Raw genomic sequence first — 25,869 nt, 5'->3', positions numbered from 1 at the left:
GGGGGACGCATCATGAAGTTGAGACGGCGTTTGACGCTGTTGGGGGTAACCGTCGCGGCCGCTCCACTGATCCTGGCCGGCTGCACCGCCGGCCGCGAAGCGGATGACAAGCCGGGCGGCGGTCGGGCCGCACCGCCGGAACTCACGGTGACTCCCGGCGACCAGGCGAAGGACGTGCCGATCAGCGCCGAGGTCGGCACCCGGGTCGCCGGCGGTCGGGTCACCGCCGTCCGGATCATCGACGACAAGGGCAAGGAGGTCAAGGCGGAGCCCCGCGAGGACGGATCCGGCTGGGTGCCGAGCGCGCCGTTGCAGCCGAAGCGGACCTACACCGCCGAGGTCACCGCGACCGGCGACTCCGGTAAGAGCACCACCCGGAAGACCACCTTCACCACCATGCCGAAATCCACCAAGCCGGCGATCACCAGTACGCTCTATTTCGCCGGCAACCGGACGTACGGCACCGCCATGCCGGTAACGGTGGCGTTCGACCCGCCCATTCCGAAAGAGGCCAGGGCGGATGTGCAGCGTCGGTTGTTCGTGAAGACGAACCCGCCGCAGCCGGGCGTCTGGTCGTGGGTCGCGGACGGCAGTCAGGTCTATTACCGGGCACCCGATTTCTGGCGACCGGGGACGACCATCAGTGTCCGCGCCGGTCTGGCCGGGCTGCCGATCGGCAAGGACCGGGTCGGCGACGAGGAGCGGACCGCCACCTCCAAGATCGGCCGTCAGGTGTCCCTGGAGATCGACAACGCCACCAAGCAGATGTCGGTGCTGCGCGACGGCAAGCTCGTCAAGAAGATCCCGGTCAGCATGGGTAAGCCGAGCACGCCGACCTCCAGCGGCAAGATGGTGATCATGGAGAAGCACCAGATGACGACCTTCGACACCCGGGGCTCGGCCGACCCCTACGTGGTCGACGTCGAGGACGCCCAGCGGCTCACCTGGGGCGGCGAGTTCATCCACGCGGCGCCGTGGTCGGTGGGGGACCAGGGCAGCACCAACGTCTCGCACGGCTGCACCAACGTCTCCAACGAGGCGGCGGACTGGCTGATGAACACCACGCAGGTCGGTGACCTCGTCACCATCAAGGGCACCGAGGTGCCGCTCAACGAGGGCAACGGCTGGACCGCGTGGAACGTCAGCTGGGGGGAGTACGTGAAGGGCAGCGCCCTGCCGGTGCCGGCCGGGTTGGGCCCGGCGCCGGCCAGCCCGGCGCACCCGGGCGCGGTCGCCGGCGGCTCGCCGGCCCCGCACCCGTCGGTCAGCGGCGGCTGACCATCGCGTTGTCAACCGGGCCGGCCCGCACCCCGCGGGCCGGCCCGGCGCTCTTTACCCCGCCGAGGCGTGGGCCGCCGACCGGAGCGGGGCCGCCAGGCGGGGGGTGGGCCGCCAGGCGGGACGTGGGCCGCCGACCGGAGCGTGGGCCGCCGACCGGGACGGGGCCGGCCGACCGGGGGCGGGTCAGGTCAGCGAGACGCGGGCCACTCCCGGCCCGATCAGGCTGCCCAGCCAGAGCTGGTCACCGTGCTGGCGTACGCCGGTGATCATCCAGTAGTCGCCGGCCGGGCCGTGCAGCGTGCGGTGGACCGTGCCGGCGCCGTCGACCAGCGCGACCAGCCCGTAGCGGCGCGGCTGCGGCTGCATCGCGTCCGGCAGCAGCGCGGCGAGCTGCCGCAGCCGGGGGTGCGGCAGCAGCCGCTCGGCGACCGGCACCCGCGGGCTGGGCAGCGCGATCCAGTAGGTGCCGTCGCCCACCGCGGAGAGATTGTCCGGGTAGGCCGGCAGGTCGGCCAGGACCCGTACGGCGCCGCCGGGCAGCTCGACCCGGAGCAGCCGGTGGGTGGTCGTCTCGACCAGGATCAGCGCGGACTCGTCCGGGGTCAGTGCGACGCCGTTGGGGAAGTAGAGCCCCTCCGCGACCACCTCGGTCCGTCCACGACCGCCGGGCCGGTAGGCGAGCACCCGCCCGTTCGGGCGGTGCTCCAGCAGGTCCCGCTTCCAGTGCGAGACCGGGAACCGGTCGGAGCTGTCGGTGAAGAAGATGGTGCCGTCCCGGGCCACCGCCGCGTTGTTGGCCAGGTGCACCGGCGGCGCCGTCCCGGTCAGCTCGTGCACCGTTCCGTCCGGGGCGACCCGCAGCAGCCCCCGGTACGCGTCACAGACCACCAGCCCACCGCCGGCCGGGTCGACCTCGATGCCGAGTGGGCGCCCGCCGGTCTCGGCCAGCAGGCGCGGCCGGGCGCCCGGGGGCGCGTCGGCGGGCCACCACCAGAGCCGCCCGTCCTCGTCCCCGCTCACCACCCGCCCGGCCGGGTCGACGACCACGTCCTCGGGGCCCACCGCCCCGTCGGGCAGCGGGAGCAGCTCGACGGCGTCGAGCCGCTGGTCGGTCGGGGCCCACGGGCCGGTCAGCGGGGGCGGCACGGTGGCCGGCTCACGTACCGGCCGGATCAGCCGGGGCGGCCGGGGGCGGGGGATGACCATGCGGCCATTCTCCACCGCCGATGCCCGCCCGGTCGCCCGACCGGCCGGGGCTGGCGGCACGGTGTCGTCGCGGGCCACCCGGCACCACCCCCGGCAGCGGCCTGGCCGCTCACCGGGCGTCCGGCCCGGAGCCGGCCCCGGATCTCCGTCCCCCGGGCGGCGTCGGGGTCCCTCGGGGTCCGACCCTGGGTGTACCCGGATTCACTCTCGGGAGGGACGGAAATGTCAGAGGTCGGGGCTAGATTCAACGGCATGGGAGAGCGCAGCGACCGGTTCCACGTGCAGGTCAGCGTGGCTGAGCACGGCGTGGACGTGCGGGCGATCGGTGAGGTCGACATCGCCACCGTCGGCGTGCTCCGCTCGGCGCTCTGGTCCGCGCCCGCCCGGCCGGTGCTGCGGCTCGATCTCTCCGGTGTGCGGCTGCTCTCCGCCGCCGGGGTGCGCGCGATCTTCGCCGCGCACCTGCGGATCCGGGCCCAGGGCGGGGAGCTGGTGCTGGTCGACCCGGATCCGGTGGTCACCCGGGTGCTGCGGGTCACCGGTCTGCACCGGGTCATCCCGATGGTCGAGTCGGCCGGGCGGCCGACGCCGTCGCAGCCGCTGGTGCTGGCGGCCTGAGCGCGGGGCCCCCGACATCGGTCGGCAGCCCCGCACCTCAAGTCAGCGCACGTCGAGCAGGTCCACCACGAAGATCAGCGTCTCGTTCGGCTGGATGACGCCCGCCGCGCCGCGCTCGCCGTAGCCGAGGTGCGGCGGGATGACCAGCCGACGCCGGCCGCCGACCCGCATCCCGACGACGCCCCGGTCCCAGCCGGCGATGACCTGCCCACCACCGAGCGGGAACTCGAACGGCTCGCCCCGGTTCCAGGACGCGTCGAACTCGCGCCCGCTGGAGTGCCCGACGCCCACGTAGTGCACGGTCGCGAGCTGCCCCGGCTGGGCCTCCGGGCCCTCGCCGACGGTGAGGTCCTCGATCGCGAGGTCCGCGGGCGGCGCACCCTCGATCGGGGCGACCTCGGGCTTGCCCGAGCCTGCTGCCTGGTTCATCCGGAGTCTCCTGCCGTACTGGGTGATGTGTCCGGTCAGGGACGATCCTGCCGGATAGCGACCGGCCGATGCGCGGCAACCCGGGGTCACGCCCGTCGGTGTCGGACGTACGCCACCGGCGGGCGTCACCTCAGGTGAAGCCCGCCGGCGGGGTCGCGGGGGTCGGTCAGCGCAGCCAGCGGTACCACCGCACCACCGGGAGCTTCGCCCAGGCCCGGCCGCGGCCCAGGGTGTCGCCGGCGCCGACCAGGGCGAGGACGGCCAGCACCGCGGCGTAGATCAGGTGGTCGTCCATGAACGGGTTGTTCTCCGGAGGCAGTACGGCGGTCCACATCATCACCAGCAGCAGCCCACCGGCCACCGCGGCGATCCGGAGGCCGATGCCGAGCAGCAGGGCGGTGCCGACGGCCGCCAGACCGATCATGAACAGCCAGTCGGCCCAGGCCGCGCCGGCGATGCCCTGGTAGAAGCCCTCGAACGGGCCGGCCACCCCGAAGGTGAGGAAACCCTTGGTGGGGCTGCCCCCGTTGATCCAGTCGGCCTTCTCCTCGGTCGCCAGACCCAGCCCGAACAGCTTGTCCAGGAAGGCCCAGAGGAACACCCAGCCGAGCGCCAGGCGCAGCCCGGCGAGGAGGTATCGGACGGCCCGCTCCCGGGTCGGCTCGGCCGCCGCAGCGGTGGTCCTGGCGGCGGTCCGCTCAGTCGTCGCGGTCATGGTCTCCACGTCCCTTCTGGTCCCTCGCACCGCGCTTCCCGGTGGCATCTCCAGTGGACGCCCCGCACGGGGTGCGTCGGCAGGGCCGACCGGGCCCTGCCGGACCGGGACCTTGGACCCTTTCCCGGCCGGGTCCGACGGACCGGTCAGGCCGGCCGCGTGGCCCTGACCGGCGCCCCGAGCGCGCCATAGCGTCGTAGGTGGACAGGGACGAGGAGGTTGTGATGAGGACCTGGCAGGTGGGCGACGTGATGACGCGGGACGTCGTGACGGCGCGGGAGGGCACCCCGTACCGGGAGATCGTCGACGTGCTGATTCGGCGCGGCATCAGCGGGCTGCCGGTGACCGACGGGTTCCGGCGGGTGCTCGGCGTGGTGTCCGAGGCGGATCTGCTGCACAAGATCGAGCACAGCGGCGAGCCGGCGCAGCGGCGGATCTTCGAGGGCCGGCGGCGGCGCGGCGCGCGCGGCGACCTGCTCCGGGTGCACCTGCGCACGGACGCCGAGATCCGCGAGGACGTGGTGCGGGAGGTGCTGCACCGCATCCTCGCCGTCCGGGACGGCCTGGTCACCGTCCAGGTCCTCGCCGGCGAGGTCACCCTGGCCGGTCGGCTGGACCGGCGGTCGGTCGCCGGACTCGCCGGCCGGTTGGCCGCCCGGGTGAGCGGCGTGGTGCGGGTGTCGAACACCATCGCCTTCGACGTGGACGACACCGCCCTGGTCGAGGAGGGCCGGATCACCCCGGTGGCCTGACCCCGACTTCCCCTGCGTCGGCCGGGCGGACCCCCGCCGCCCGGCCGACACCCCGCCCGCCGGCCGTGCCGGTGGCCGTCGACTTCGCCGGAGCGGGCTCGCCGCTCCTGCCGCTCGCCTAGGCTCGGAACCGACCCTGCCTCGGATCCGTCGTCACGCGGCGAGCGTCGGGCGCAGAGCCCCGGTGAAGCGGTCGATGCGGAGGGCGCCGGGTGAGTGACGCGATGTTCTCGGCGCCGCTGTGGGCCTGGGCGGCGGTCACCGTCGTCATCGCCGTCATGCTCGCGGTGGACGTGCTCCTGCACCGCGACAACCACGTCATCGAGCTGCGCGAGGCGCTGGTCTGGAGCGGCGTGTGGATCGGCGCCGGGATCCTCTTCGGCCTGGTCATCTGGCTGTGGCGCGGCGGCGAGCCGGCGGCCGCGTACTTCTCCGGCTACCTGCTGGAGAAGGCGCTGTCGGTGGACAACGTCTTCGTCTTCGCGCTGCTCTTCGGCTACTTCCGGGTACCCGCCGGGCTCCAGCACAAGGTGCTGTTCTGGGGGGTGATCGGGGCGCTGGCGTTCCGGTTGGTCTTCATCTTCGCCGGGGCCCAGTTGCTGGAGCGGCTGTCCTGGGCCGGCGTGGTGCTCGGCGGCTTCCTGATCTGGACCGGCTGGCGGCTGGCCGTACGCGGTGAGCCGGACGTGGATCCGGAACGCAACGTCGTGGTGCGACTCTTCCGCCGGTTGGTGCCGACCGACCCCCGGTACCACGGCGACCGGTTCACCGTCCGCCCGGACGGGCGCCGCGCGGCCACCCTGCTGCTGGTCGCGCTGGTGGCGATCGAGGCCACCGACGTGGTCTTCGCGATCGACTCGGTGGCCGCGATCCTGGCCATCACCACCAACACCTTCCTGGTCTGGACCGCGACCGCCTTCGCCGTGCTGGGGCTGCGGAGTCTCTACTTCTGCCTGGCCGGGCTGCTACGGCACTTCGGTTACCTCCGGTACGGGTTGGCCGCGCTGCTGGCGTTCGCCGGAGTGAAGTTGATCCTGGCCGAGACTCCGGTGGGGAAGCTGCCGCTCTGGCTCACCCTGGCGGTGGTGCTGGTGACCCTGACGGTGTCGATCGGCTGGAGCATCCTGGCCGCCCGGCGGGCGCGCGCCGGGTCGGCGCGCCAACGGCCGGGCGACGGGAGAGGCTGACCGCCCCGGTTTCCGTCGACGGTGCTCACCGAGCGGGCCGGCCGGGCCCGGTCACCGGCCGGGCCAGTTGCCCGGCGAGCACCGCCGGCGCCGCTGCGAGCGACGGGCCGTACCAGGTCAGGTGCCGACCGGAGAGCAGGGCGCAGGGCGTGCCGGCAAAGGCCTCCGGGCCGTCGGCGGCGGTGAACCGGTACGGCTCGTCGGGCAGCACCACCAGGTCCGCGTCCTGCCCGCGCAGCTCGGCCAGGTCCGGCCGGGGATAGCGCTCGGGGTGTTCGGCGTAGACGTTCGCCACCCCCAGTCGACGCAGCACGTCCCCGGCGAAGGTGTCGGAGCCGAGCACCACCCACGGGCGGCGCCAGACCGGCACCACCGCCCGGCGTACCGGGTCCAGGCGGGGCGGGTCGGCCCAGGCCCGGCGAGCGGCGTGCAACCAGGCCGGCTCCTGCGCCGCGCCGAGCGTGCCGAGCAGGTCGGCCAGCTCGGTGAGCGCCTCCGGAACCGTACGCGGATAGGTCACCCGGACCGGCACCCCGGCGGCGGCCAGCGCGTCGGCGTCCGCGCGGCGGTTCTCCTCGACGTTGAGCAGCACCAGGTCCGGTCGGAGCGCGAGCACCCGCTCCAGGTCGGGGTACTTGCTGCCGCCGACGCGCGCCACGTCCAGGTCGGCGGGGTGGGTGCACCAGTCGGTGGCGCCGACCAGCACGCCCGGCAGCGTCACCGCCACCGCCTCGGTCAGCGACGGCACCAGCGACACCACCCGCATGTCCCACCTCCACGTGTCCCGGGTCCCGGCATCCGGGCCGCCTCGATCATGCCCGGCCGTTGTCGATCCGGGCGGTGACGTCGAGATGGGCGGGGCGGCAGCCGGCGGTGTCGACGTAGCGGCGGATGGCGGTGCCCACGTGGTCACGCAGACCGGCGGTTCGGGTACCGGCCTCGATGTCCACCCGGATCCACAGGTCGGGCCGGGGTGGGTCGCCGGTCAGCACCACCCGGGCCCGGCGGATCCGCGGATCGCCGGTCAGGTCCCGCTCCAGCGCCCGGGCCAGCGCCGGCGCGGCCACCCGGGTCCGCCCGTGTCGGCCGGCGGGATGGACCAGCGTGCGCCGCGCCGGGGCGCGGGCGGCGCGCAGCTCCCGGTGCAGCAGCCGCTGCCCGGCCAGCGCGACGAGCAGGCCGGCGACCGCCGCCGCCAGGGTGCCCCAGGGCACCGCGAGCCGCCAGGCCCGGCGCACCCCCGGGCCGAGGAGCATCCCGCCCGGATCGACGCCGGGCCACCGGCCGAGGTTCACCGCCAGCACCGCGCCACCGGCCGCGACCAGCAGCAGCGCCACGACAGTCCAGAGCACCCGGTGCCCGGCGTTGGTCATACCGCCCGCCGGTGGCCGAGCAGCCGAACGTCGATCCGGCCGGGCCGGGGCGCGGCCAGCCGGTGCAGCTCCTGGTGCACGGCGAACTCGACCTCGTCGCGTGCCGCCGGATCGCCGGTGGCCGTCACCCGCGGTCGCCACTCGGCGCCCCGCCGGTGGATCCGCACCCGGGCGCGCCGGACGCCGGGCACCGATCTGACGGCGACGGTAAGCCGGCGCTCCACCGAGCGGCGGTGCAGGTGCCAGCCGTCCCCGGCGTCCAGCCGGCTGGGCGACCAGCGCCGCAGTTCGGCGGCGAGGATGGTCAGGCCGAGCAGGATGACCGCCACGGCGAGGCCGCGTACCGCCGGGTCGTCCCACCGGGTGGTGCGCAGCGTCGCGGACCAGCCGGCCGGCTCGACCAGCAGCGCGGGGCGCCCCGCCGCGGCCAGCAGCGCCTCCACCGCGGCCAGCGCGCCGCCGACCAGCAGGGCGGCGGCCAGCAGCAGGGTGGCCAGCCGGTTGGCGGTACGCACCTCAGCCCCCGGCCGGCCCGCCGGCGTACCGGGGGATCACGTCCGCACCGTGGTGTCCGCGCCCGGCACGACCACGTCGTCCACGGTGACGGTCACCTCCCGTACGGCCAGCCCGGTCGCCGCCTCCACCCCGTCGATCACCGCCGCCCGCACCGCGTCGGCGACCGCGAGCACGCTGCGGCCGTACCAGGCGACCAGTTCGACGTCGACGCTCGTCGAGTGGTCGTCCAGGCGGACCGCCACCCCGTGCGGCCGGGCCGGCACCGGGACCAGCGCGTACACCCCGGGCACCCGCCGGGCGGCGTGGGCGGTGATCCGGGCGACCGCCTCCGGGGTGACCCGGGTACGGCCGCGCCCGGTGTGGTCGGTCATCGCTGCCGCCGTCCGGGTGGTCACCGTCGGCGGGGCGCGCGGGTCCGGTCGCCGAGCCCGGTCACCGCGAGATCCCCGTCCAGCACCCGGACCACGAGCCAGCCGACGAGGCCGGCCAGCACGGCGACGGCGGCCACCCAGACCCCGGCCGTGGCCCAGACCGCCACCACCAGGAAGCCGGCGAGAAAGCCGAACTGCTGTCGTGACATGGCACCTCCCGGCCGGTCCGCTACCGGCGCGGATGTGGATACACGCTGCCGACCGTGCCGGAACGTGGCTGGGCTGTGATCCCCGTCACACCGCTGCGCCGCTGGCGCTGAACCGGAGCGCCGGGCGGCGGACGGCCCGGCGCGGCCAGGGCCATGATCCACCCCCTAGACTCGCCCCCGGCGACCGATCGGCGGATGGATCAGGCGGATGACGAGCACCGGCAGTGGCGACGGGTCCTTGCTGCGGGCGCTGCCCCCGGCGGGCGGGCGGGCGGCGGTGCTCACCCGCGCCGGGCACCGGGTCCACGCCGGGCACCGGATCAGCGAACTGGTGCAGGGGCGACCGCCGGGCATCACCGGACACCAGTGGAGCGCGGCCGGCCGGGAGGGATTCGACTTCGTGGTCTGCGCCGCGGACTCCGGACTTCCCGTGGTCGCGGTGGAGATCGGCCCCGCCGCACCGGCGGGCTCGGCCGCGCAGCGCGCCGAGCGGATGAAGAACGCGGTCACCGCGGCCGCCGGCCTGCCGGTGCTGCGGATCGAGTCACCGACGCTGCGCGGCGCCGACCACGGCCGTCGCCTCGTGGAGTACGTGCTCGACGCTCGCGGCTACGCCGAGGCGACCGGCGGGCCCGTCGCGACCGGAGACCCGGACGAGCTCGCCCCGGTGGGGTTCCGCGAGATCCTCGGCCGGCTCCCCGACGGGCGCACCGGGCACGTCAACGACCTCGGGGCGCTCGCCCGCGCGGCCGCGGTGGAGGCGTACGTGGCCCGCCGGCTGTTCGACCCGATCGTCCGCGGCCTGCACGTGCGCTGGGCCGACGGGCCCGCGGAGGGCTGGAGCTGGGTGGAGGCCCGGCCCGGCGTATGCCTGGTCGAGCGGGTGTCGGTGTGGGAGCACCGGTTCTCCTGCGGGATCGACCCCGCACGGCTCGCCGAGGATCTGGCCGCCGTCGCCGTGGGAGAGCGGCTGCGCGACCTGGCCACCGACGAGGCGGCGCTCACCCCCCGAGAGGCACTGGATGCCGATATTCGCGGGCTGAGCGCGCGGCGCGACGAACTGGTGGACGGCTTCGCGTTCGACCACCTCTGCGCCGACTGACCCGCCCTTTCCGGCCGTCCGCGAACCGGGCGGCAATTTTCTCCGACCTCGGTTGAACCGTCGGCGCGGCCGTTCCGTACTCCAGCGGGAATGGACAGGACCTCCCCGTCCGCGGCACCGGACGCGGGAGGCGGTGTGGATAGAGGCATCGTCGGTCATCGACGTGCCACGGTGCGTGACGGTCACTGCGGCCGGGCGCGCCCGTTCAATTCCGCCGGTCCGCCGAAGGCACGGATCCACTACCGGATCGCGAAGGAGAACAATTCGATGCGCAGGTCCACTCGGGCGCGCCGGTCATCCGGTAACGCGCGGAGCAAGCGTCTGCTGGCCGTGGTCGGCACGCTCGTGGTCTTCGGCGGAATCGTCGCCGTGACCCAGATCTCGTCGGCCGAGGACCGGCGGTCCGGCAACACCCGGCCGGCGGCGGGGGCCTGCGTGCAGCCGAGTCCCGGGGCCACCGCGCCGGGCGGGCGCGGCTCCACCAGCCGCACCTGGCAGGACGGCCGCTGGGTACGCAACCACTGGGGCGACGGGCAGCAGTCGGTCGCCGAGTGCGAGCAGGGCACCGGTGGTGGCAGCGGTGCGCCGAGCTCGGCGATCGCCTGCCCGGACGTGGCGGGCGAGCTGCCGGAGGTGCCGAACCGGGCCCGGGCCGAGGTCGACCGCAACCTCGCTCAGTTGCAGGCCCAGATCGCCGAGGCCGACCGCCGGCTCGCCGCCGACGGCAGCCGGGGCGAGGCATTCGTCCGCAGCGCGATCCTGCAGCCGCTGGCCAGCAAGCGCCGGGCCACCCTGGCCCGGATCACCACCGCGATCGACCGTTTCGGCCCCCGCCCCCAGGGGCTGACGCAGCTCGCCGAGTGCCAGGTCCAGCCGGTGGAGAACGGTGGCGGCGGCACCCCCGGTGGCGGTAGCAGCCCCAGCACCAGCAGCAGCCCCGGTGGCGGCAACAACGGTGGCGGCAACAACGGTGGCGGCAACAACGGTGAACCGGGCGCGGGTCTCGGCGTGCTGGCGAACGACTGCGACGACAGCCAGCTGCAGCCGCACGACGGGTTCCAGAACGGCAACCGGTGCGTCAGCACCGAGTTCGGCGAGGTCGGCGCGGCGGCGAACAACCCGTCGTTGCTGATCACCGACTTCCCGAACGAGGTCGGCCGCAACCAGGCCTTCACGCTGCGGGTGAGCACCCGCAACCTGGTCCGGGACCGCTTCCTCGCCGCCGGTCAGGGTGGCTACTACGTGGAGAGCTCCCTGCTCAACGAGCAGGGCCTGGTGCGCGGCCACTTCCACACCGCCTGCCGGATGCTGGACAGCCTGGACGCTCCGCCGCAGCCGCAGGAGGTGCCCGCCTTCTTCGTGGCCACCGAGGACGGCCGGGGTGGCGCGGAGCCGGACGAGGTGACCATCCAGATCCCCGGCCTGCCGGAGTCCGGTGTCGCGCAGTGCGCGGTCTGGGCCGGTGACGGGTCGCACCGCCTGCCGATGATGGAGCGGGCCAACCAGACGCCGGCCTTCGACGCGGTGCGCATCGAGGTCAACTGAGGGTCGTACCGCAACGGCCGGGCCGCGCCGGGGGTCTCTCTCCGGCGCGGCCCGGCCGTCGTTCTGTCCGGCCGGCGACGCGGGCGGACCCGCGAGCATGAGTACGGCCGGCCCCGGTGGGACCGGCCGATGTCTGCCGGTGGCGGCGGAGTTGCCGGGCCCGGAGTCGGGCCCGGGTCGCCCGGATCAGCGGTTCTTGTAGGCCTCGACGACCTCGACCGGAATCCGGCCCCGCTCGGAAATCTTGTAGCCGTTCGTCACGGCCCATTCCCGGATCGCACGGTTCTGCTCCCGATCCATTCCCGCACCACCGGTCCGGGTCGTCCGCCGCGCGCTCCGGGGGCTCTCCACCGGCCCGCGCCCGATCCGCCGCCCGGCGCTGATGTAAGGGTCGAGCGCCTTACGCAGCACGCCGGCGTTCTCGTCGGAGACGTCGATGGTGTAGCCGACGCCGTCGAGGCTGAACTCGACCGTCCGGTCGGCCTTTCCGCCATCGAGGTCGTCGGTCAGCACCGTGATTACTTTTCTCGCCATCGCCGATTACTCCCTGTCTACGGCCGGGGTGTCGTCAAAGTTTGACCCACCATGCCGGTAAACCGCAAGAATATGGCAGTTTTCATTTCGGCGAGTCGCGCTTTTCGGGCCAGGCTAAAACGTGCCGATCCAGGAATCGGCCGATGTGTTCATTCACCGAGCAGGCCGGCGTGACCTGCGAGGGCGGCGGCCTCGGCCCGGCTCGAGACCCGCAGTTTTCGCAGTAGCGCGGCGGTCATCCGTTTCACCGTTCGCTCGGAGACGTGCAGTTGCTCGGCAATCTCGAACGTGTTCCGGCCGGCCGCGATCAGGCGGAGCAAGTGCCGTTCCTCGCCGTCCAGATCGACCCGGGCCCCCCGGGCCGGCCCGAGCAGCCCGCGCAGCAACTGCGCCGGGAGCACCGCCCAGCCCGCCAGGATCGCCAGCAGTGGCGGCAGCAGCTCCTCCGGCTCACTGCTCTTCGGCAGGAACCCTTCGGCGCCGGCCCGCAGCGCCTCCAGCGCCGGCGCCGGGTCGTCCCCGCCGGACATCGCCACCACCCGTACCCGGGGCGTGGTCCGCCGGATGGCGGCCACCGCGCGGATGCCGCCCGGCGGTGGCATGTGCAGGTCCACCAGGGCCAGGTCCGGCATGCAGCGGCTGACCAGGGCAGCGGCCGCGGCGGCGTCCCCGGTCGAGCCCACCACCTCGGCCCGCCCGTCGGTGCTCGGCGGGAGCAGCAGCTCGATTCCCCGGGCGAAGAGGGGGTGATCGTCCACGACGACGAGCCGGATGGTCGGGGGTCGCATGTCTGCTCCCTTCCCGAGTGGGTACCGATCATGCGGGTATGCACCGGTACGAGGGGAGTCGGGGCGGATGCGTGAACGGCACGGGTTGCAGGGGTTGCTGCGCGGTTTCCGGCGGGTCGGCCCGGACCGGGGCGATGGTGGCCTCCGAGCGGCCGGCGACCCGGAACTGCTGCTCCGGGTGCTCTGTCACGAGTTCCGCACTCCGGTCAGCACGCTCACCTCGCTGACCCGGGCGCTCGCCGACGACGGGCGGGTGCTCACCGGCGCCGACCGGCTGGCGATCACCCGGCTCGCCCGGGACCAGGCCGTGCACCTGCAGGCGCTGCTGCGGGACGCCACCGCGAGCACGGGCGCGCTGGCCCTGACGGCGCAGCCGGAGCCGGCGGTGCCGCTGGCCGGCATCCTGCGGGAGGTCGCCACCCTGGTGCCGGCCCACCGGCGGCGGGCCCGGGCGACGCGACGGGCCGCCGACTGCCCGGTGCCCGCCCGCCGGACCCGGCAGGTGCTGGTCAACCTGATGGAGAACGCGCTGCGGCACGGGCCGGTCGACGGCCAGGTCGGGCTCTACGCGGCTGTGCGCCGACCGGGCCTGCGCCTGCTCGTGACCGACGAGGGGCGGGTGGACGACGCGCTGCTCGACGCGCTGCGCCAGCCGGTGCCCGCCGCCGGGATGTCCGGCCTGGGGCTCTGGATCGTCCGCCAGCTCGTCACCGCGGACGGTGGTGCGGTGCACGTGCACCGGCTGCGCCCGCGCGGCGTGGCGCTGGAGGTGCTGCTGCCGTACGCCGGCCACGGCTGACCCGGGCGGGTCGCCGGTTGGCCCGCCCGGGCCACCGGGGCGGGAACTCCCCGGTGCCAGCGGTCGGCGGCGCCGAGGAGGCCGGGTAGATGTTCAGCCACCTGAAGGACCTGCAGTTCGAGGCGAAGCCGGACGGCCCGGACGCCGCGTTCGCCCGCCGTCTGCAGGAGATCCTGGGTGGCAAGTGGGGCGAGATGACCGTCGCGAACCAGTACCTCCACCAGGGGTGGAGCTGCCGGCTGCCGGGCCGGTACCGGGACCTGCTGCTGGGCGTCGGCACCGAGGAGCTGGGCCACGTCGAGATGATCGTTACGATGATCAACCGGCTGCTGGAGAACGCTCCGCTGAAGCTGGAGCAGGCCGCCGAGGACAACCCGATGGCGACGGCCGGCTACGCGGGCGCCAACCCGGCGCACCTCGTCCACGGCGGCGGTGCCGCGCTCCCGGTGGACAGCGCCGGCGTGCCGTGGACCGGCGCGCACGTCACCGCCGGCGGCAACCTGCTGGCCGATTTCCAGCTCAACGTCACGGCCGAGGCGCAGGGCCGGCTCCAGGTCGCCCGGCTGTTCCAGATGACCGACGACCCCGGGGTCAAGCAGCTGCTCCGCTTCCTGCTGGCCCGCGACACCATGCACCAGAACATGTGGCTCGCGGCCATCGAGCAGCTCCGGGAGGACGGCCTGGCGCAGATGCCGGTGCCGGAGGCCTTCCCGGACGGCAGCCCCCGTGCGCACGCGCCGGAGCCGCTCCTGCCGCCCGGCGACCCCCGCCTGTACGGCACCCCGGCGCTGGACGTCGATCCGGTGGAGAGCCCGCTCAGTTGATCCCGTCGCGCCGCGTGGCGCCCGCAATTCCAGGAGGTGTGGCGTGACCGAACTCGTGCTCCGTCCGCTCGCCGACGCGTTCATGCAGGTGGGTGTCTACGTCGCCGTCATGGTGGCGCTCTTCGGCTGGCTGCGCTGGCGCTACGGCGACCGGGTCACCGACGGGCTGACCAGCCGTCCCCGCCTCGGCCCGCTGGTCGGGGCGCTGCTCGGGGTCAGCCCCGGCTGCGGCGGGGCGATCATCCTGATGCCGCTGTACGCGCGGGGCAAGGTCTCCTTCGGCACCGTCGTCGCCGCGTTGGCCGCGACCATGGGCGACTCATCCTGGGTGGTGCTGGCCTGGAACCCGGCCTTCGCGCTCAAGATCCACCTGTTGCTCTTCGCGGTCGGGCTGGTCACCGGGTACGTCGTGGACGCGCTCGGCATCGACCCGGCGAAGACCCCGCGCCGGAATCGGGCCGCCCGCGCCGCCCGCGAGGCCCACCCGGAGCCGGCCCTGGTCGGGGCGTCCGGCGCCGGCCCGGCCGGCCTGGCGGCCTTGGGCGGGCCCGACCTCGCGTCGTCCCGCCGGCTGCTCGGCGGGTTGCTGCCCCGAGTGCCGGCCTCGACCGCGTTCTGGGGGCTCACCACGCCGGCCTTCGCGGTCTCGGTGCCGGTCGTCTTCCAACTGGTCGACCCGACGGTGCTCACCCGCGCGTTCGGCGGGATCGACCCGTACCTGGCGCTCGGGGTGCTCGGCACGGCCATCGCGGCGCTGATCTTCGCGACCGGGCGGGGGCGACTCGCCGACGACACCCTGGAGACCGCGCAGCCCCGGTCGCTGCGGGCCACCCTGCGGCACAGCGCGCACGAGGCGTCGTTCGTCACGGTCTGGGTGGGAGTGGCCTATCTCGGCTGGCAGGTGCTGACCACGACCACCGGCTTCGACGGCTCGCAGCTGGCGGTGACCGGGCTGATCGGGGTGCTGGTCGGCGCCGCGATCGGGCTGATCCCCGGTTGCGCGGTGCAGATCGTCTTCACCGGGCTCTACGTCAGCGGTGGCCTCCCGCTGCCCACCCTGGTGGCCAACGCGATCAGTCAGGACGGCGACGCGCTGATCCCGCTCGCCGCGATGCGCCGGCACTCCGCGGCGCTGGCCACCGTGATCACCACCATTCCGGCCGCGGCCGTCGGCGCCGCGCTGCTGGTCCTGCTCTGAGCAACCGTGAGGGAGGCGCTCATGTCGTCGCATCCGTTGGTCCCGATCGCCCGTACCCGGGTCAAGCTGGTCGTCTTCGCCGCGCTGGCCACCGTCGCGCTGGCCGCCGGGCTGCCCGGCTGGACGGTGGCCGCCCTGGCCCTGACCAGCCTGGCCATCCCGCTCGCGGTCGTGCTGGCCGGTGGTCGCCCGCTGCTGCGTGACCTGCTGTTGCCGCCCCGCCGGGCGGCCCGCGTCAGTGGTCTGGCTCACACCTCGGAAGAAAGGGAACGCTTTGTTACTTGAGCCTGACACGCTCAACTCAACGCGATAGCAGGTGTTCGATGGCAACTCTTCCGGTACTTCCTCTGACCGACGCCGTGCTGCTGCCCGGCATGGTCATCCCGGTGACCCTCGACCCGACCACCCAGGCCGCGGTCGACGCGGCCCGCGCGACCGGCGACCAGACGCTGCTGGCCGTGCCCCGCATCGACGGCGAGTACGGCCCGGTCGGCGCGGTGGCCACCATCGAGAAGGTGGGCCGGCTGCCCAGCGGGGAGCCCGCCGCCGTGATCCGCGGCCTGTCCCGCGCCCGCATCGGCTCCGGCGTGCCCGGACCGGGCGCCGCCCTCTGGGTCGAGGCGACCGAACTGCACGAACCCGCCCCCGCCGGCCGGGCCCGGGAACTCGCCCGCGAGTACCGCGCCCTGGTGACCGCCGTCCTCCAGCAGCGTGGCGCCTGGCAGGTCATCGACGCCGTGGAGCGGATGACCGATCTCTCCGAACTCGCCGACTCGGCCGGCTACGCGCCGTGGCTGAGCCTGGACCAGAAGACCGAGCTGCTCGCCGCGCCGGACGTCACCGCCCGGCTGGAGCTGCTGGTCGGCTGGGTGAAGGACCACCTGGCCGAGCAGGAGGTCACCGAGCAGATCAACAGCGACGTGCGCGAGGGGCTGGAGAAGTCCCAGCGGGAGTTCCTGCTGCGCCAGCAGCTCGCCGCGATCCGCAAGGAGCTCGGTGAGGACGAGCCGGACGGCTCGGCCGACTACCGCAGCCGGGTGGAGAGCGCCGAGCTGCCGGAGAAGGTCCGCGAAGCGGCGCTGCGCGAGGTCGGCAAGCTCGAGCGGGCCAGCGACGCCTCGCCCGAGGCGGGCTGGATCCGCACCTGGCTGGACACGGTGCTGGAGATGCCGTGGGGTACGCGTACCCAGGACAACACCGACCTGAAAGCGGCCCGCGAGGTGCTCGACGCCGACCACGCCGGCCTGGCCGACGTGAAGGACCGCATCCTGGAGTACCTGGCGGTGCGCAACCGCCGCGCCGAGCGCAACCTGGGCGTGGTCGGCGGCCGCGGCTCCGGCGCCGTGCTCGCCCTGGCCGGCCCGCCCGGAGTCGGCAAGACCAGCCTCGGCGAGTCCGTCGCCCGGGCGCTCGGCCGCAACTTCGTCCGCGTCTCCCTCGGTGGGGTCCGGGACGAGGCGGAGATCCGCGGTCACCGGCGCACCTACGTCGGGGCGCTGCCCGGTCGGATCGTCCGCGCGCTGCGCGAGGCCGGTTCGATGAACCCGGTCGTGCTCCTCGACGAGGTGGACAAGCTGGCCGCCGGCTACGCCGGCGACCCGGCCGCCGCCCTGCTGGAGGTGCTCGACCCGGCGCAGAACCACACCTTCCGGGACCACTACCTGGAAGTCGACCTCGACCTGTCCGACGTGCTCTTCCTGGCCACGGCGAACGTGGTGGAGTCCATCCCCGGCCCGCTGCTGGACCGGATGGAGCTGGTCACCCTGGACGGCTACACCGAGGACGAGAAGGTGGCCATCGCCCGGGACCACCTGCTGCCCCGTCAGCGGGAGCGGGCCGGGCTGACCGCCGACGAGGTGACGGTGGCCGACGAGGCCCTGGCCCGGATCGCGGGCGAGTACACCCGGGAGGCCGGTGTCCGGCAGCTCGAGCGTGGCCTCGCCAAGATCCTGCGCAAGGTGGCGGTGGCCCTGGCCGACGACCCGACCCCGGTCCAGGTCGACACCGGAAACCTGGCCCGCTACCTGGGGCGGCCGAAGTTCACGCCGGAGTCGGCGGAGCGGACGGCCGTGCCCGGCGTGGCGACCGGCCTGGCGGTCACCGGCGCCGGCGGCGACGTGCTCTTCATCGAGGCCACCAGCATGGAGGGCGAGCCGGGGCTGACCCTGACCGGCCAGCTCGGCGACGTGATGAAGGAGTCCGCGCACATCGCGCTGTCGTACCTGAGGTCCAACGGGCGACGCCTCGGCATCGACCCGAACGCCCTGGCGGCACGCCGGATCCACGTGCACTTCCCGGCGGGCGCGGTGCCCAAGGACGGCCCCAGCGCCGGCATCACCATGGTGACCGCGCTGGCCTCGCTGGTGACCGGCCGGCCGGTCCGGCCCGAGTTCGGAATGACCGGCGAGGTGACCCTCTCCGGGCGGGTGCTGCCCATCGGCGGGGTGAAGCAGAAGCTGCTCGCCGCGCACCGGGCCGGCCTGACCGAGGTGATCATTCCGGCCCGCAACGAGCCGGACCTGGACGACCTGCCCACCGAGGTGCGCGAGGCGCTGACCATCCACACCCTCGCCGACGTGTCCGACGTGCTCGCCCTGGCGTTGCGCCCGGCCGGGATCGACACCGGGTCGCGGGACGGTTCGGCGCTCGCCGCCGCCTGACGGCCACCGGATCGGGGAGCCCCCGGTCACCGCACCCGCGGTGGCCGGGGGCTCCGTCGTCCGCACCCCGGCGGTCCGGCGGGCCCGCCGGACCCGCCCCCCGGTCGGCTCAGCCGCGCTCGCGCCGGTCCCGCCGGTCCGGGCCGCCGGCGAAGCGCCGGTCGTCGTCGTACGCGCGGCCACGCCGCTCGCCGCCGTCGGTGTCGCGGTCGCGGCGCACCGTCGCCTTGCGCCCCTTGATGGTGCTGCCACGCAGCCCGGCGATCACCTCGTCGGCCACCGCGATGGGGACCTCGATCAGCGAGAACCGGTCGGCGATCTCGATCGAGCCGACGTCCCGGCCACTGACCCGGGTCTCCCCGGTGATCGCCCCGACCAGGTCCTGCGGGCGTACCCCGGCCCGCCGGCCCAGCCCGACGAAGACCTGGGTGGTGCCCCCGGTGCGGGGCCGGCCCGCGCCGCGCCGCTCCGGCCGGCCGCCCTCCGGGCGCCCCTCACGCGGGCCGCGCACCGGGATCTGCGGGATCTCCTCCTCGTCCTCGTCGGCACCGGGGGAGGCCGCCTCGTGCGCCAGCTTCACCGCGGCGAGCGCGACCTCCATCAGGTCGAACTCGTCGGTCAGCGACTCCACGATCACCCGGAACGAGTCCAGGTCGTCCTCGAGCAGGCTCTCCCGCAGCGCCGCCTGGGTCAGCTCCAGCCGCCGGGTACGCAGGTCCGCGACGGTGGGGATCTTGTCGATCGCGATCCGCTGCCCGGTCACCCGCTCGATGGTCTTGAGCATCCGGTGCTCGCGCGGCTCGGCGAGGGTGATCGCCACCCCCTCCCGCCCGGCCCGGCCGACCCGACCGATCCGGTGCACGTACGACTCGGGCGCCGACGGCACGTCGTAGTTGACCACGTGGGTGAGCTGCTCGACGTCGAGGCCACGGGCCGCCACGTCGGTGGCGACCAGCAGGTCGGCGGTGCCCGCGCGCAGCCGCCCCATCACCCGGTCGCGCTGCTCCTGGCTCATCCCGCCGTGCAGCGCCTCGGCCCGGTAGCCCCGGCCGTTCATCGTCTCGGTGAGCCGGTCCACCTCCTCGCGGCTGCGGCAGAACACGATCGCCGCGGTGGGCGACTCCACGTCCAGCACCCGGCCCAGCGCGGCCGGCTTGTGCGCCCGGTTGACGATGTACGCGCTCTGCCGTACCCGGGGCGCCTCCCCGGCGACCGGCTGCTCCCGCTCGATCTGGATCCGCACCGGGTCGGTGAGGTGCTGCCGGGCCATCCCGTCGATCCTCGACGGCATGGTGGCCGAGAAGAGCACCGTCTGCCGCTCCTGCGGTGCGTGTTCCAGGATCGCCTCGATGTCCTCGGCGAAGCCCATGTCGAGCATCTCGTCGGCCTCGTCCAGCACCACCGTGGCGAGCCCGCCCAGCCGCAGCGTGCCCCGGGCGATGTGGTCCAGCGCCCGGCCCGGGGTGGCCACCACCACGTCGACCCCGGCGTCGAGGGCGCGCAGCTGCCGGCCGATCGGCTGACCGCCGTAGATCGGCAGCACCCGGGCGCCGAGGTCCTTGCCGTACCGGTGGAACGCCTCGGACACCTGCACGGCGAGTTCCCGGGTCGGCACCAGCACCAGCGCCGCCGGGTCGCCCGCCGACCGGTCCGCCGGCATCCGCTGCAACAGGGGCAGCGCGAAGGCGGCGGTCTTGCCGGTGCCGGTGGCCGCCTGGCCGAGCAGGTCCTGCCCGCCCAGCAGCGGAGGAATGGCCTCCCGCTGGATCGGGGTGGGCTCCTCGTAGCCGAGGGCGGAGAGCGCGCCCAGCAGCTCGGCGCGGAGGCCGAGGTCCGCGAAGCCGGTCGCCTCATCGGTGCCGGGGTCGGTCGGGTGGGTGTCTTCGGGTGCCGAACTCATGTGGCAAGCCTTTCATCACCGCCTCCGGCCCGTTGCGCCGACCGGCAACCCACCCGCTGCGGAGGCCGCCGGCCGCCCTGGCCGACCCGCGCCGGGGCCATCCGTCGACCTGCCCCAGGGCCTCCGCCGACCCGCGCCGGGGCACCCGCCACCCGTGCCGGCGGGTGTACCCGGCTCGCCGCTCAGGAGGCCAGGATGGCCAGCACGACCGTGACGCCGAGGATCGCGTCGAGTACCGCGCACCACTCGGCGTAGCCGCGCGGCACGACCTCGCCGCGACGGTGGTGCCAGAGGTCCCAGGCGGCGTGAGCGAGCCAACCGAACGCCACCAGCCAGGCGGCGGCCCGGCCGCCCACCCCGACCGCGACCAGCGCCAGCGCCGACCAGCCGACCAGCCCGGCGAGCTGGCGGGCCAGCACCCCCGGCCCGTTCAGCCGGCGCCGGTACGCGCCGATGACCAGGTAGCCGGCGGGCAGCACCAGCAACGTCCACGGGCTGAGCACGCTCGGCGCGGCGAGGCTGTCCACGGTCATCAGCAGGGCGAGCCCGCTCGGCCAGCGACGGGCCAGCGCGGCGACCACCGGGTGCCGGCGGGGCGCCGGCGCGGCGGACGCGTGCCGGTGCCGCAGCGCCACCAGCACCATCGCCGGCACCATCAGCAGGTGCCCGCCGAGCATCAGCACGTCACCGGCGAGCAGACCCGCCCAGTGCGGCACGAGCAGCAGCAGGAACGGGACGTACATCGCGGCCGCCATCTCGGCGCAGGCGGCCCGGGAGTGTCGTCGGTGCCGCATCCACACGGTCATGCCGACGGTCATGTTGGTCGCCATCACCAGCGCGGCCACGTCGGGCCGAGCGAGGACGGCGGTGAGCCCGAGCGGGGTGCCGGCGAGCCGCCACAGCGGATCGAGCAGCAGCATCCCGGCGACCATCGCGACCGCCATCTCGGCGAGGTGCCGCAGCAGGTGACGTACGCCGCCGGCCGGGTGCGGGGCCGACGGGGGAGCAGGTTGTATCCGGTGGAGCGTCCGCGTGTCTGTCATGCCCTCGACCCTCGGCCAACCGGCCGCCCGCCGATAAGGCGTGCGTGTCACTGGTTTTCCGGGCGGATCGCACGGTCCACTCGTGACATTCGTCCGGGTCGACCGTGCGCCGGCGGCCCTAGGATCGGGGCCGTGGCGCAGCAGGCGGCGGGAACCAGGGCGGACGGGCGGCTGCGCCGCGCCCGGATGGCCACCCTGCTCTCGCTGGCGACCGGGATCTGGGCGAGCCTGCTGCTGCCGCTGGTCGGCATCACCCGGGAGTCCGACCCCACCCGCGCCACCCTCGGCGCGGTGGGCGTCGCCGTCTTCGCCGCCAGCCAGGCCGCCGTGCTGTACGCGGCGGTGACGCCCTGGCTGGCCGACCGGTGGCGCCGGCTGTCCCAGGTGAGCCTCGCCGTGGTGGCGGTGCTGAGCATTCCGCTGGTCGGCCCGGTGGCCGCGGGCGGCTGGCCGACCTGGGCGTGGCTCGGCGCCTCGCTGATCGGCATGGCGCCGCTGGTGGTCCGGCTCCCGGGCGCGCTGGTGGTGGCGACGGTGACCCTCGTGGCCGCGGTCGGGGTGGCCGCCTGGACCGGCGGGTCGGTCTGGCGCTTCCTGGTGGTGGCCGGCGGTGTCGGCACCGGTGTCGCCGCGGTGAACTGGCTCCAGGTCTGGTTCTGGGACCTGCTTGTCGAGGCGCGGGCCGGCCAGGCCGCCCAGGCCCGGCTGGCCGCCGCGGAGGAGCGGTTGCGCTTCGCCCGCGACGTGCACGACGTGCTGGGACACAGCCTCACCGTGATCGCGTTGAAGGCGGAACTGGCCGCACGCCTGGCCCCGGTCGACGCCGAGCGGGCCGGCCGGGAGGCCGCCGAGGTGCAGCGGCTGGCCGCCGCGGCGCTGGGCGAGGTGCGGGAGACCGTGCACGGCTACCGGGCTGTCGACCTGGGCGACCAGTTGGCCGCCGTCGCGGGGGTGCTGCGCTCCTGCGGCGTACGGTGCACCGTGCTGCCGCCGCCGGCCGAACTGCCGGCGGCCGCGGCGAGTGACCTGGCCGCCGTGCTGCGCGAGGCCGGCACGAACGTGCTGCGGCACAGCCGGGCCGGCTGGTGCCGGATCGAGATCGTCCGGGAGGGAGACCTGGCCAGGATGACCGTGACCAACGACGGCGCCGGCGACCACGGGCCCGACGGGCACAGCAACGGCCTGCGTGGCCTGACCGATCGGCTCGGCGCGGCCGGCGGCCGGCTGCGGGTCCGGCGCGCCGAGGACGTGTTCACCCTCGAAGCCACCGTGCCGGTCGCCCCGTGATCCGCCTCCTGCTCGCCGACGACGAGGAACTGGTCCGGGTGGCGGTGGCCGCCCTGCTGGGGCTGGAGCCGGACCTGGAGGTGGTGGCCCAGGCGGCCGACGGGCCGTCGGCGGTCACCGCCGCGCTCGCCCACCGGCCGGACGTGGCCGTGGTGGACCTGGAGATGCCCGGCCTGAGCGGCATCGGGGTCGCCGCCGAGCTGACCCGGTCGCTGCCCGGTTGCGCGGTGGTGCTGCTCACCGGGCACGGGCGCCCGGGACACCTGCGCCAGGCGTTGACGGCGGGCGCCCGGGGGTTCCTGCCCAAGGGAGCACCGGGCGGGGCGCTGGCCGACGTGATCCGCCGGGTGCACGCCGGCGGCCGCTACGTCGACCCGTCGCTGGCCGCCGACGCGCTCACCCTGCCGGCGTGCCCGCTGACTCCCCGGGAGCTGGAGACGTTGCGCCTGGCCGAGTTCGGCGCCCCGGTCGCCGTGATCGCCCGCCGGGTGCACCTCTCCGCCGGCACCGTACGCAACCACCTCGCCGCCGCGGTGCAGAAGCTCGGCGCGGCCGACCGGGCCGAGGCGCTGCGCACCGCCCGGGAGAGTGGCTGGCTCTGACCGGCGCCGGCGCGCCGTGGCGCTAGCGTGAGCCGGTGCGAACGGTCGAACTGCTCTGCTCGGCGGAGCTGGACGCCTCGGTCCGGGCCGCCTGGCACCGGCTGACCGCGGCGGGCCTGCCCAGCCTGGCCCGGAACAGCCACCCCACCAACCGTCCGCACCTGACCCTCGCCGCGGTCGACGAGTTCCCGCCGGGGGCGGTCGCCCGACTGGCCGCGCTGCTCGACGACGTGCTGCCGCTGCCGCTGCGGCTCGGCGAGGTCGCCGTCCTGGACGGCAGCGCCCCGCTGGTGTGGTTGGTCCGCCCCGACCCGGAGCTGGTGGCGCTGCACCGGGCGGTGTGGGCCGCGCTCGCCGACGCCGACGGGCGTTCCCCGTGGCACGCGCCGGGTCGGTGGCAGCCGCACCTGAGCCTGGCGCTGCGGTTTCGTGACGCGGACGCGGGTCTGGCGCACGCGGTGCTGCGCGCCGAGCCGCTGGCCGGGGCGTTCGTGGCCGCCCGTAGCTACGACGGCGCCACCCGCACGGTCACGCCGCTCGGCAGGGCCGGGCCCCCGATGTGCTGAGCCGGGGGCCCGGCCGCCCGGGCTCAGCGGTGGAAGCGCAGGTAGTCGAACTCGGCGGTGACTGCCGGCTCGGCGCCGCCGTGCGCGACCAGGCCGATCCGGGGGGTGGTGTCGGCCGGGAAGGTCCACACCCCGCCCCAGGTCCAGTGCACGCCGTCCCGGCTGGACCCGGCCCGGAACTCGTGCTCGCCGGTCGACCGGTCCACGTGGTGCGCCAGCCGCAGCCAGGTGGTGGTGGCGGGCGTACCGACGATGGTGCCGCCGTACACCGTCTGGCCGGCGAAGGGCAGCTCGTAGCCGTACTCCACCTGCCGGGTGTTCCAGATGGCCACCTGCGCCAGCCGGGCGAACCGGTCGTCGTCGACGTAGGCGACCAGGCCGGCCTGCTGGTAGTTGCGCACCGACTCCTCGCCGAGGTCGAGGGTCACCTTCGTCTCGGCCACGTAGTCGCCGGCCGGCGCGTCGCGCAGTAGCACGCCCGCCGTGTTGCCGGTGCCGGTCAGGTCGGCGGCCTGCACCGGCCAGCGCAGCGCGCCGCCGGTGACGCTCGCCGCCGGGTCCGGGCGGACCCACCGCCAGGCCGGGTCGAGGCCGTCGCCGAACTCGTCGGAGTACGCCCGGATCAGCGGACCCACCCGGGGCTGCGGCACGGTGGCCGGCGCCGGCCGGTGGAGCCGGACCGCGCTGACGTTGTCGAACTCGGCGGGGCCGCCGGTCGCGTGCAGGGTGACCCGGCCGGCCGCCGGGCGGTCGAGCCGCAGCGAGACGACGGCCAGCTGGTCGCCGAGCCGGGCCGGGCTCAGCTCGGCGACGAGCTGCCGGCCGCGTACCTCGACGGCGAGGTTGTGCCGGTCGGCGGGGTTGAACCCGGTGGGCAGCGCGGCGACAGCCGTGCGGTCGCCGTCGCGGGCGACGAGTCGCCCGCCGGCCGCGTCGAGGCGTACCTCGACCCGGTCGGCGAGGCTGATCCCGGCGCTGCGGGCTCCGGTCAGTCGCAGGTCGGTCTCCGCCCGCACGTCCCCGCCGACGGTGGTACGGCTGGTCAGTGCGCCGTTGCCGCTGAGCCGGCCGTCGGAGACCCGCCACTCGCCGGTGCTCGGCCGCCAGCCGGCCAGGCCGGCGGTGAAGCGCTCGTCGAGGGCCCCGGTGGTGACCGGCGCCGGCCGGTTGTCGCCGGACGGGCCGGCGCCGGCGTTGACCGTCGGCCAGCCGTCGATCCAGTCGAGCCGGTCCAGCAGCATGGGCCGCTCGTTGATGCCGAACGGCTCGTCCAGGTACGGATCGGCCCGGTCGATGGCGTGGTAGACGATCCAGTCCTGCCCGGACAGGTCGGTGAGGAAGCCGTTGTGCCCGGTGCCGATCCACCGGTTGCCGTTCTGGGTGAGCACCGGCGTGCCGCCGGCGCGGGACGCGGTCAGCGGAGTGCCGTCGCGGTCCAGGAACGGCCCGCGCGGGTCGCGCGAGCGTCCGACCTGGACGGAGTAGCCGGTGGCCGGGCCGGCGCAGCAGTTCGCGGTGGACGCGAAGAGGTAGTACCAGCCGTCGTGACGCAGCACGTAGCTGCCCTCGAACTTGTTGTCCACGGCGACCAGGGTCGGCGTGCCGACGGCGCGCAGCCCGTCGGGGGAGAGTTCGGTGACCGAGATGCCGCCGTAGTAGCTGCCGTAGTAGAGGTAGCTGGTCCCGTCGACGTCGGTGAACTGGCTCGGGTCGATGGTCCACAGGAAACCGCCGCCCCCGCCGGGGCGCGGCGCGACGACCGGCTGCGCGGCGAAGGTCCACGGGCCGGTCGGGGTCGGCGCGGTGGCCGCGCCGATGGCGTAGTCGCTGCCCTCCGGTGAGACGGTGGTGTCGGTGACCGTCACGTACATGACGTACCGGTCGCCGATCCGGCGCACGTCCGGGGCCCAGAACGCCGCGCCGGGGGCCGCGTAGGGCGGGCGCTGGTCGGGGCCGAAGGCGTCCCCGACGTACGTCCAGTCGACCAGGTCGGCCGAGCGGGCGGTGGGCACCCGGTGGAACTGCCGTTCGCCCTCGCGCAGCGGGTCGGTGGTGCCGTAGGCGTACCAGTAGCCGTCGTCGCCGCGCACGATGACCGGGTCGGCGAAGGTGTCGCCCACCCCGACGGAGATCGGGTTGCGGTAGTGGGTGGATCCGGGTCCGGCGGCGGCCGGGGCTGCGGCGGAGGCCGTCAGCAGCAGACCGAGTACGGCGGCGAGCGCGCCGCTTCGGCGTAGGTGTCCCATCAGACCTGCCTCTGGGTGGCGGTGGAGTGGTGTGGCCCTGGCGTCCGTTTCTACATCGATGCATACAACGTTGTAAAGAGCGTCGGCCGGGACCGAACCATCGCCGTGTCAGCATGGG

The 25,869-nt window shown here is 74.8% G+C and carries 27 protein-coding genes; 14 read left to right on the top strand and 13 right to left on the bottom strand.

All coding sequences use genetic code 11. From position 1 onward, the window contains the following. The first annotated feature begins 12 nt into the window (after window positions 1-12). Entirely contained in the window at window positions 13-1,278 is a 1,266-nt protein-coding gene (locus AB0C04_RS25845; protein ID WP_357059019.1) for an Ig-like domain-containing protein, read from the top strand. 186 nt (window positions 1,279-1,464) lie between these two features. Here AB0C04_RS25845 and AB0C04_RS25840 read toward each other — a convergent pair whose 3' ends face one another. After that, window positions 1,465-2,487, bottom strand: a complete 1,023-nt coding sequence (locus tag AB0C04_RS25840; protein WP_357059016.1) for an SMP-30/gluconolactonase/LRE family protein — start codon at window positions 2,485-2,487, stop codon at window positions 1,465-1,467. 252 nt (window positions 2,488-2,739) lie between these two features. Here AB0C04_RS25840 and AB0C04_RS25835 point away from each other — a divergent pair, with 252 nt between their 5' ends. Continuing rightward, on the top strand, window positions 2,740-3,105 hold the full coding sequence (locus AB0C04_RS25835) for an STAS domain-containing protein (RefSeq protein WP_357059013.1): 366 nt from the start codon (window positions 2,740-2,742) through the stop codon (window positions 3,103-3,105). Window positions 3,106-3,147: 42 nt separating this feature from the next. On the opposite strand, the gene AB0C04_RS25830 is transcribed toward AB0C04_RS25835, so the two are convergent. Both AB0C04_RS25830 and AB0C04_RS25825 read right to left on the bottom strand, forming a co-directional pair. Further along, entirely contained in the window at window positions 3,148-3,534 is a 387-nt protein-coding gene (locus AB0C04_RS25830) for an FKBP-type peptidyl-prolyl cis-trans isomerase (RefSeq protein WP_350876262.1), read from the bottom strand. A gap of 166 nt (window positions 3,535-3,700) precedes the next feature. After that, complete coding sequence (locus AB0C04_RS25825; RefSeq protein ID WP_357059009.1) at window positions 3,701-4,258, bottom strand: hypothetical protein; 558 nt, start codon at window positions 4,256-4,258, stop codon at window positions 3,701-3,703. A 215-nt stretch (window positions 4,259-4,473) separates the two neighbouring features. On the opposite strand from AB0C04_RS25825, the gene AB0C04_RS25820 reads away from it, so the two are divergent. Both AB0C04_RS25820 and AB0C04_RS25815 read left to right on the top strand, forming a co-directional pair. Continuing rightward, the gene (locus tag AB0C04_RS25820) at window positions 4,474-5,001 is read left to right on the top strand and encodes a CBS domain-containing protein (RefSeq protein ID WP_357059006.1); all 528 of its coding nucleotides are present in this window, start codon (window positions 4,474-4,476) and stop codon (window positions 4,999-5,001) included. Between the two features lie 224 nt (window positions 5,002-5,225). After that, on the top strand, window positions 5,226-6,188 hold the full coding sequence (locus tag AB0C04_RS25815) for a TerC family protein (protein WP_357059330.1): 963 nt from the start codon (window positions 5,226-5,228) through the stop codon (window positions 6,186-6,188). 25 nt (window positions 6,189-6,213) lie between these two features. Here the strand turns inward: AB0C04_RS25815 and AB0C04_RS25810 are convergent, their stop codons facing one another. From AB0C04_RS25810 to AB0C04_RS25790, 5 genes are read right to left on the bottom strand one after another with little or no spacing between them, the layout of a single operon-like run. Then, a complete protein-coding gene (locus AB0C04_RS25810) occupies window positions 6,214-6,954 on the bottom strand; it encodes a helical backbone metal receptor (RefSeq protein ID WP_357059003.1) in 741 nt (246 codons plus the stop codon). 46 nt (window positions 6,955-7,000) lie between these two features. Beyond that, window positions 7,001-7,561, bottom strand: a complete 561-nt coding sequence (locus AB0C04_RS25805; RefSeq protein WP_357059000.1) for a hypothetical protein — start codon at window positions 7,559-7,561, stop codon at window positions 7,001-7,003. After that, window positions 7,558-8,076, bottom strand: a complete 519-nt coding sequence (locus AB0C04_RS25800; RefSeq protein WP_357058997.1) for a DUF6286 domain-containing protein — start codon at window positions 8,074-8,076, stop codon at window positions 7,558-7,560. The genes AB0C04_RS25805 and AB0C04_RS25800 overlap by 4 nt, the downstream gene beginning before the upstream one ends. Window positions 8,077-8,112: 36 nt before the next feature. Beyond that, on the bottom strand, window positions 8,113-8,448 hold the full coding sequence (locus AB0C04_RS25795; RefSeq protein WP_357058994.1) for an Asp23/Gls24 family envelope stress response protein: 336 nt from the start codon (window positions 8,446-8,448) through the stop codon (window positions 8,113-8,115). 20 nt (window positions 8,449-8,468) lie between these two features. Continuing rightward, complete coding sequence (locus tag AB0C04_RS25790; protein WP_357058991.1) at window positions 8,469-8,657, bottom strand: hypothetical protein; 189 nt, start codon at window positions 8,655-8,657, stop codon at window positions 8,469-8,471. Between the two features lie 208 nt (window positions 8,658-8,865). Between AB0C04_RS25790 and AB0C04_RS25785 the strand changes: the two genes are divergently transcribed. Then, window positions 8,866-9,759: a DUF2726 domain-containing protein gene (locus AB0C04_RS25785; protein ID WP_357058988.1), complete on the top strand. Its 894-nt coding sequence runs from the start codon at window positions 8,866-8,868 to the stop codon at window positions 9,757-9,759. A 267-nt stretch (window positions 9,760-10,026) separates the two neighbouring features. Beyond that, a complete protein-coding gene (locus AB0C04_RS25780; RefSeq protein ID WP_357058985.1) occupies window positions 10,027-11,304 on the top strand; it encodes a hypothetical protein in 1,278 nt (425 codons plus the stop codon). Window positions 11,305-11,490: 186 nt separating this feature from the next. Here the strand turns inward: AB0C04_RS25780 and AB0C04_RS25775 are convergent, their stop codons facing one another. Further along, window positions 11,491-11,838, bottom strand: a complete 348-nt coding sequence (locus AB0C04_RS25775) for an Lsr2 family protein (RefSeq protein WP_357058982.1) — start codon at window positions 11,836-11,838, stop codon at window positions 11,491-11,493. A 149-nt stretch (window positions 11,839-11,987) separates the two neighbouring features. Continuing rightward, window positions 11,988-12,626 carry a response regulator transcription factor gene (locus AB0C04_RS25770; RefSeq protein WP_357058979.1) on the bottom strand — a complete coding sequence of 213 codons (639 nt, stop codon included), beginning with the start codon at window positions 12,624-12,626 and terminating at the stop codon, window positions 11,988-11,990. A gap of 67 nt (window positions 12,627-12,693) precedes the next feature. Between AB0C04_RS25770 and AB0C04_RS25765 the strand changes: the two genes are divergently transcribed. The 5 genes from AB0C04_RS25765 to lon all read left to right on the top strand — a co-directional run bounded on the left by AB0C04_RS25765 (window position 12,694) and on the right by lon (window position 18,107). Further along, entirely contained in the window at window positions 12,694-13,425 is a 732-nt protein-coding gene (locus tag AB0C04_RS25765; protein ID WP_357058976.1) for a HAMP domain-containing sensor histidine kinase, read from the top strand. Window positions 13,426-13,514: 89 nt separating this feature from the next. After that, a complete protein-coding gene (locus AB0C04_RS25760) occupies window positions 13,515-14,249 on the top strand; it encodes a manganese catalase family protein (protein WP_357058973.1) in 735 nt (244 codons plus the stop codon). 43 nt (window positions 14,250-14,292) lie between these two features. Next, on the top strand, window positions 14,293-15,447 hold the full coding sequence (locus tag AB0C04_RS25755; RefSeq protein WP_357058970.1) for a putative manganese transporter: 1,155 nt from the start codon (window positions 14,293-14,295) through the stop codon (window positions 15,445-15,447). Between the two features lie 21 nt (window positions 15,448-15,468). After that, window positions 15,469-15,732, top strand: coding sequence for a hypothetical protein (locus AB0C04_RS25750; protein WP_357058967.1), 264 nt, complete (start codon window positions 15,469-15,471; stop codon window positions 15,730-15,732). Between the two features lie 38 nt (window positions 15,733-15,770). Further along, on the top strand, window positions 15,771-18,107 hold the full coding sequence (lon, locus tag AB0C04_RS25745; RefSeq protein ID WP_357058964.1) for an endopeptidase La: 2,337 nt from the start codon (window positions 15,771-15,773) through the stop codon (window positions 18,105-18,107). A 109-nt stretch (window positions 18,108-18,216) separates the two neighbouring features. On the opposite strand, the gene AB0C04_RS25740 is transcribed toward lon, so the two are convergent. Continuing rightward, entirely contained in the window at window positions 18,217-20,007 is a 1,791-nt protein-coding gene (locus tag AB0C04_RS25740) for a DEAD/DEAH box helicase (RefSeq protein WP_357058961.1), read from the bottom strand. A 182-nt stretch (window positions 20,008-20,189) separates the two neighbouring features. After that, complete coding sequence (locus AB0C04_RS25735; RefSeq protein WP_357058958.1) at window positions 20,190-21,050, bottom strand: hypothetical protein; 861 nt, start codon at window positions 21,048-21,050, stop codon at window positions 20,190-20,192. A gap of 132 nt (window positions 21,051-21,182) precedes the next feature. On the opposite strand from AB0C04_RS25735, the gene AB0C04_RS25730 reads away from it, so the two are divergent. Genes AB0C04_RS25730 through AB0C04_RS25720 form a run of 3 tightly spaced genes read left to right on the top strand, consistent with a single transcriptional unit; the run spans window position 21,183 to window position 23,505 of the window. Further along, complete coding sequence (locus AB0C04_RS25730; protein WP_357058955.1) at window positions 21,183-22,337, top strand: histidine kinase; 1,155 nt, start codon at window positions 21,183-21,185, stop codon at window positions 22,335-22,337. Then, window positions 22,334-22,939, top strand: coding sequence for a response regulator transcription factor (locus AB0C04_RS25725; RefSeq protein WP_357058952.1), 606 nt, complete (start codon window positions 22,334-22,336; stop codon window positions 22,937-22,939). The genes AB0C04_RS25730 and AB0C04_RS25725 overlap by 4 nt, the downstream gene beginning before the upstream one ends. Window positions 22,940-22,974: 35 nt before the next feature. Continuing rightward, window positions 22,975-23,505: a 2'-5' RNA ligase family protein gene (locus tag AB0C04_RS25720; RefSeq protein ID WP_357058949.1), complete on the top strand. Its 531-nt coding sequence runs from the start codon at window positions 22,975-22,977 to the stop codon at window positions 23,503-23,505. Window positions 23,506-23,528: 23 nt separating this feature from the next. On the opposite strand, the gene AB0C04_RS25715 is transcribed toward AB0C04_RS25720, so the two are convergent. Beyond that, window positions 23,529-25,751: a family 43 glycosylhydrolase gene (locus AB0C04_RS25715; RefSeq protein WP_357058946.1), complete on the bottom strand. Its 2,223-nt coding sequence runs from the start codon at window positions 25,749-25,751 to the stop codon at window positions 23,529-23,531. Window positions 25,752-25,869 lie beyond the last annotated feature (118 nt).

Origin of the sequence: Micromonospora sp. NPDC048909, from assembly GCF_040649635.1 — a bacterium.
Lineage (GTDB): Bacteria > Actinomycetota > Actinomycetes > Mycobacteriales > Micromonosporaceae > Micromonospora.
The sequence above is the reverse complement of the archived record's forward strand: the minus strand, read 5'-3'. Positions and strand labels throughout refer to the sequence as shown.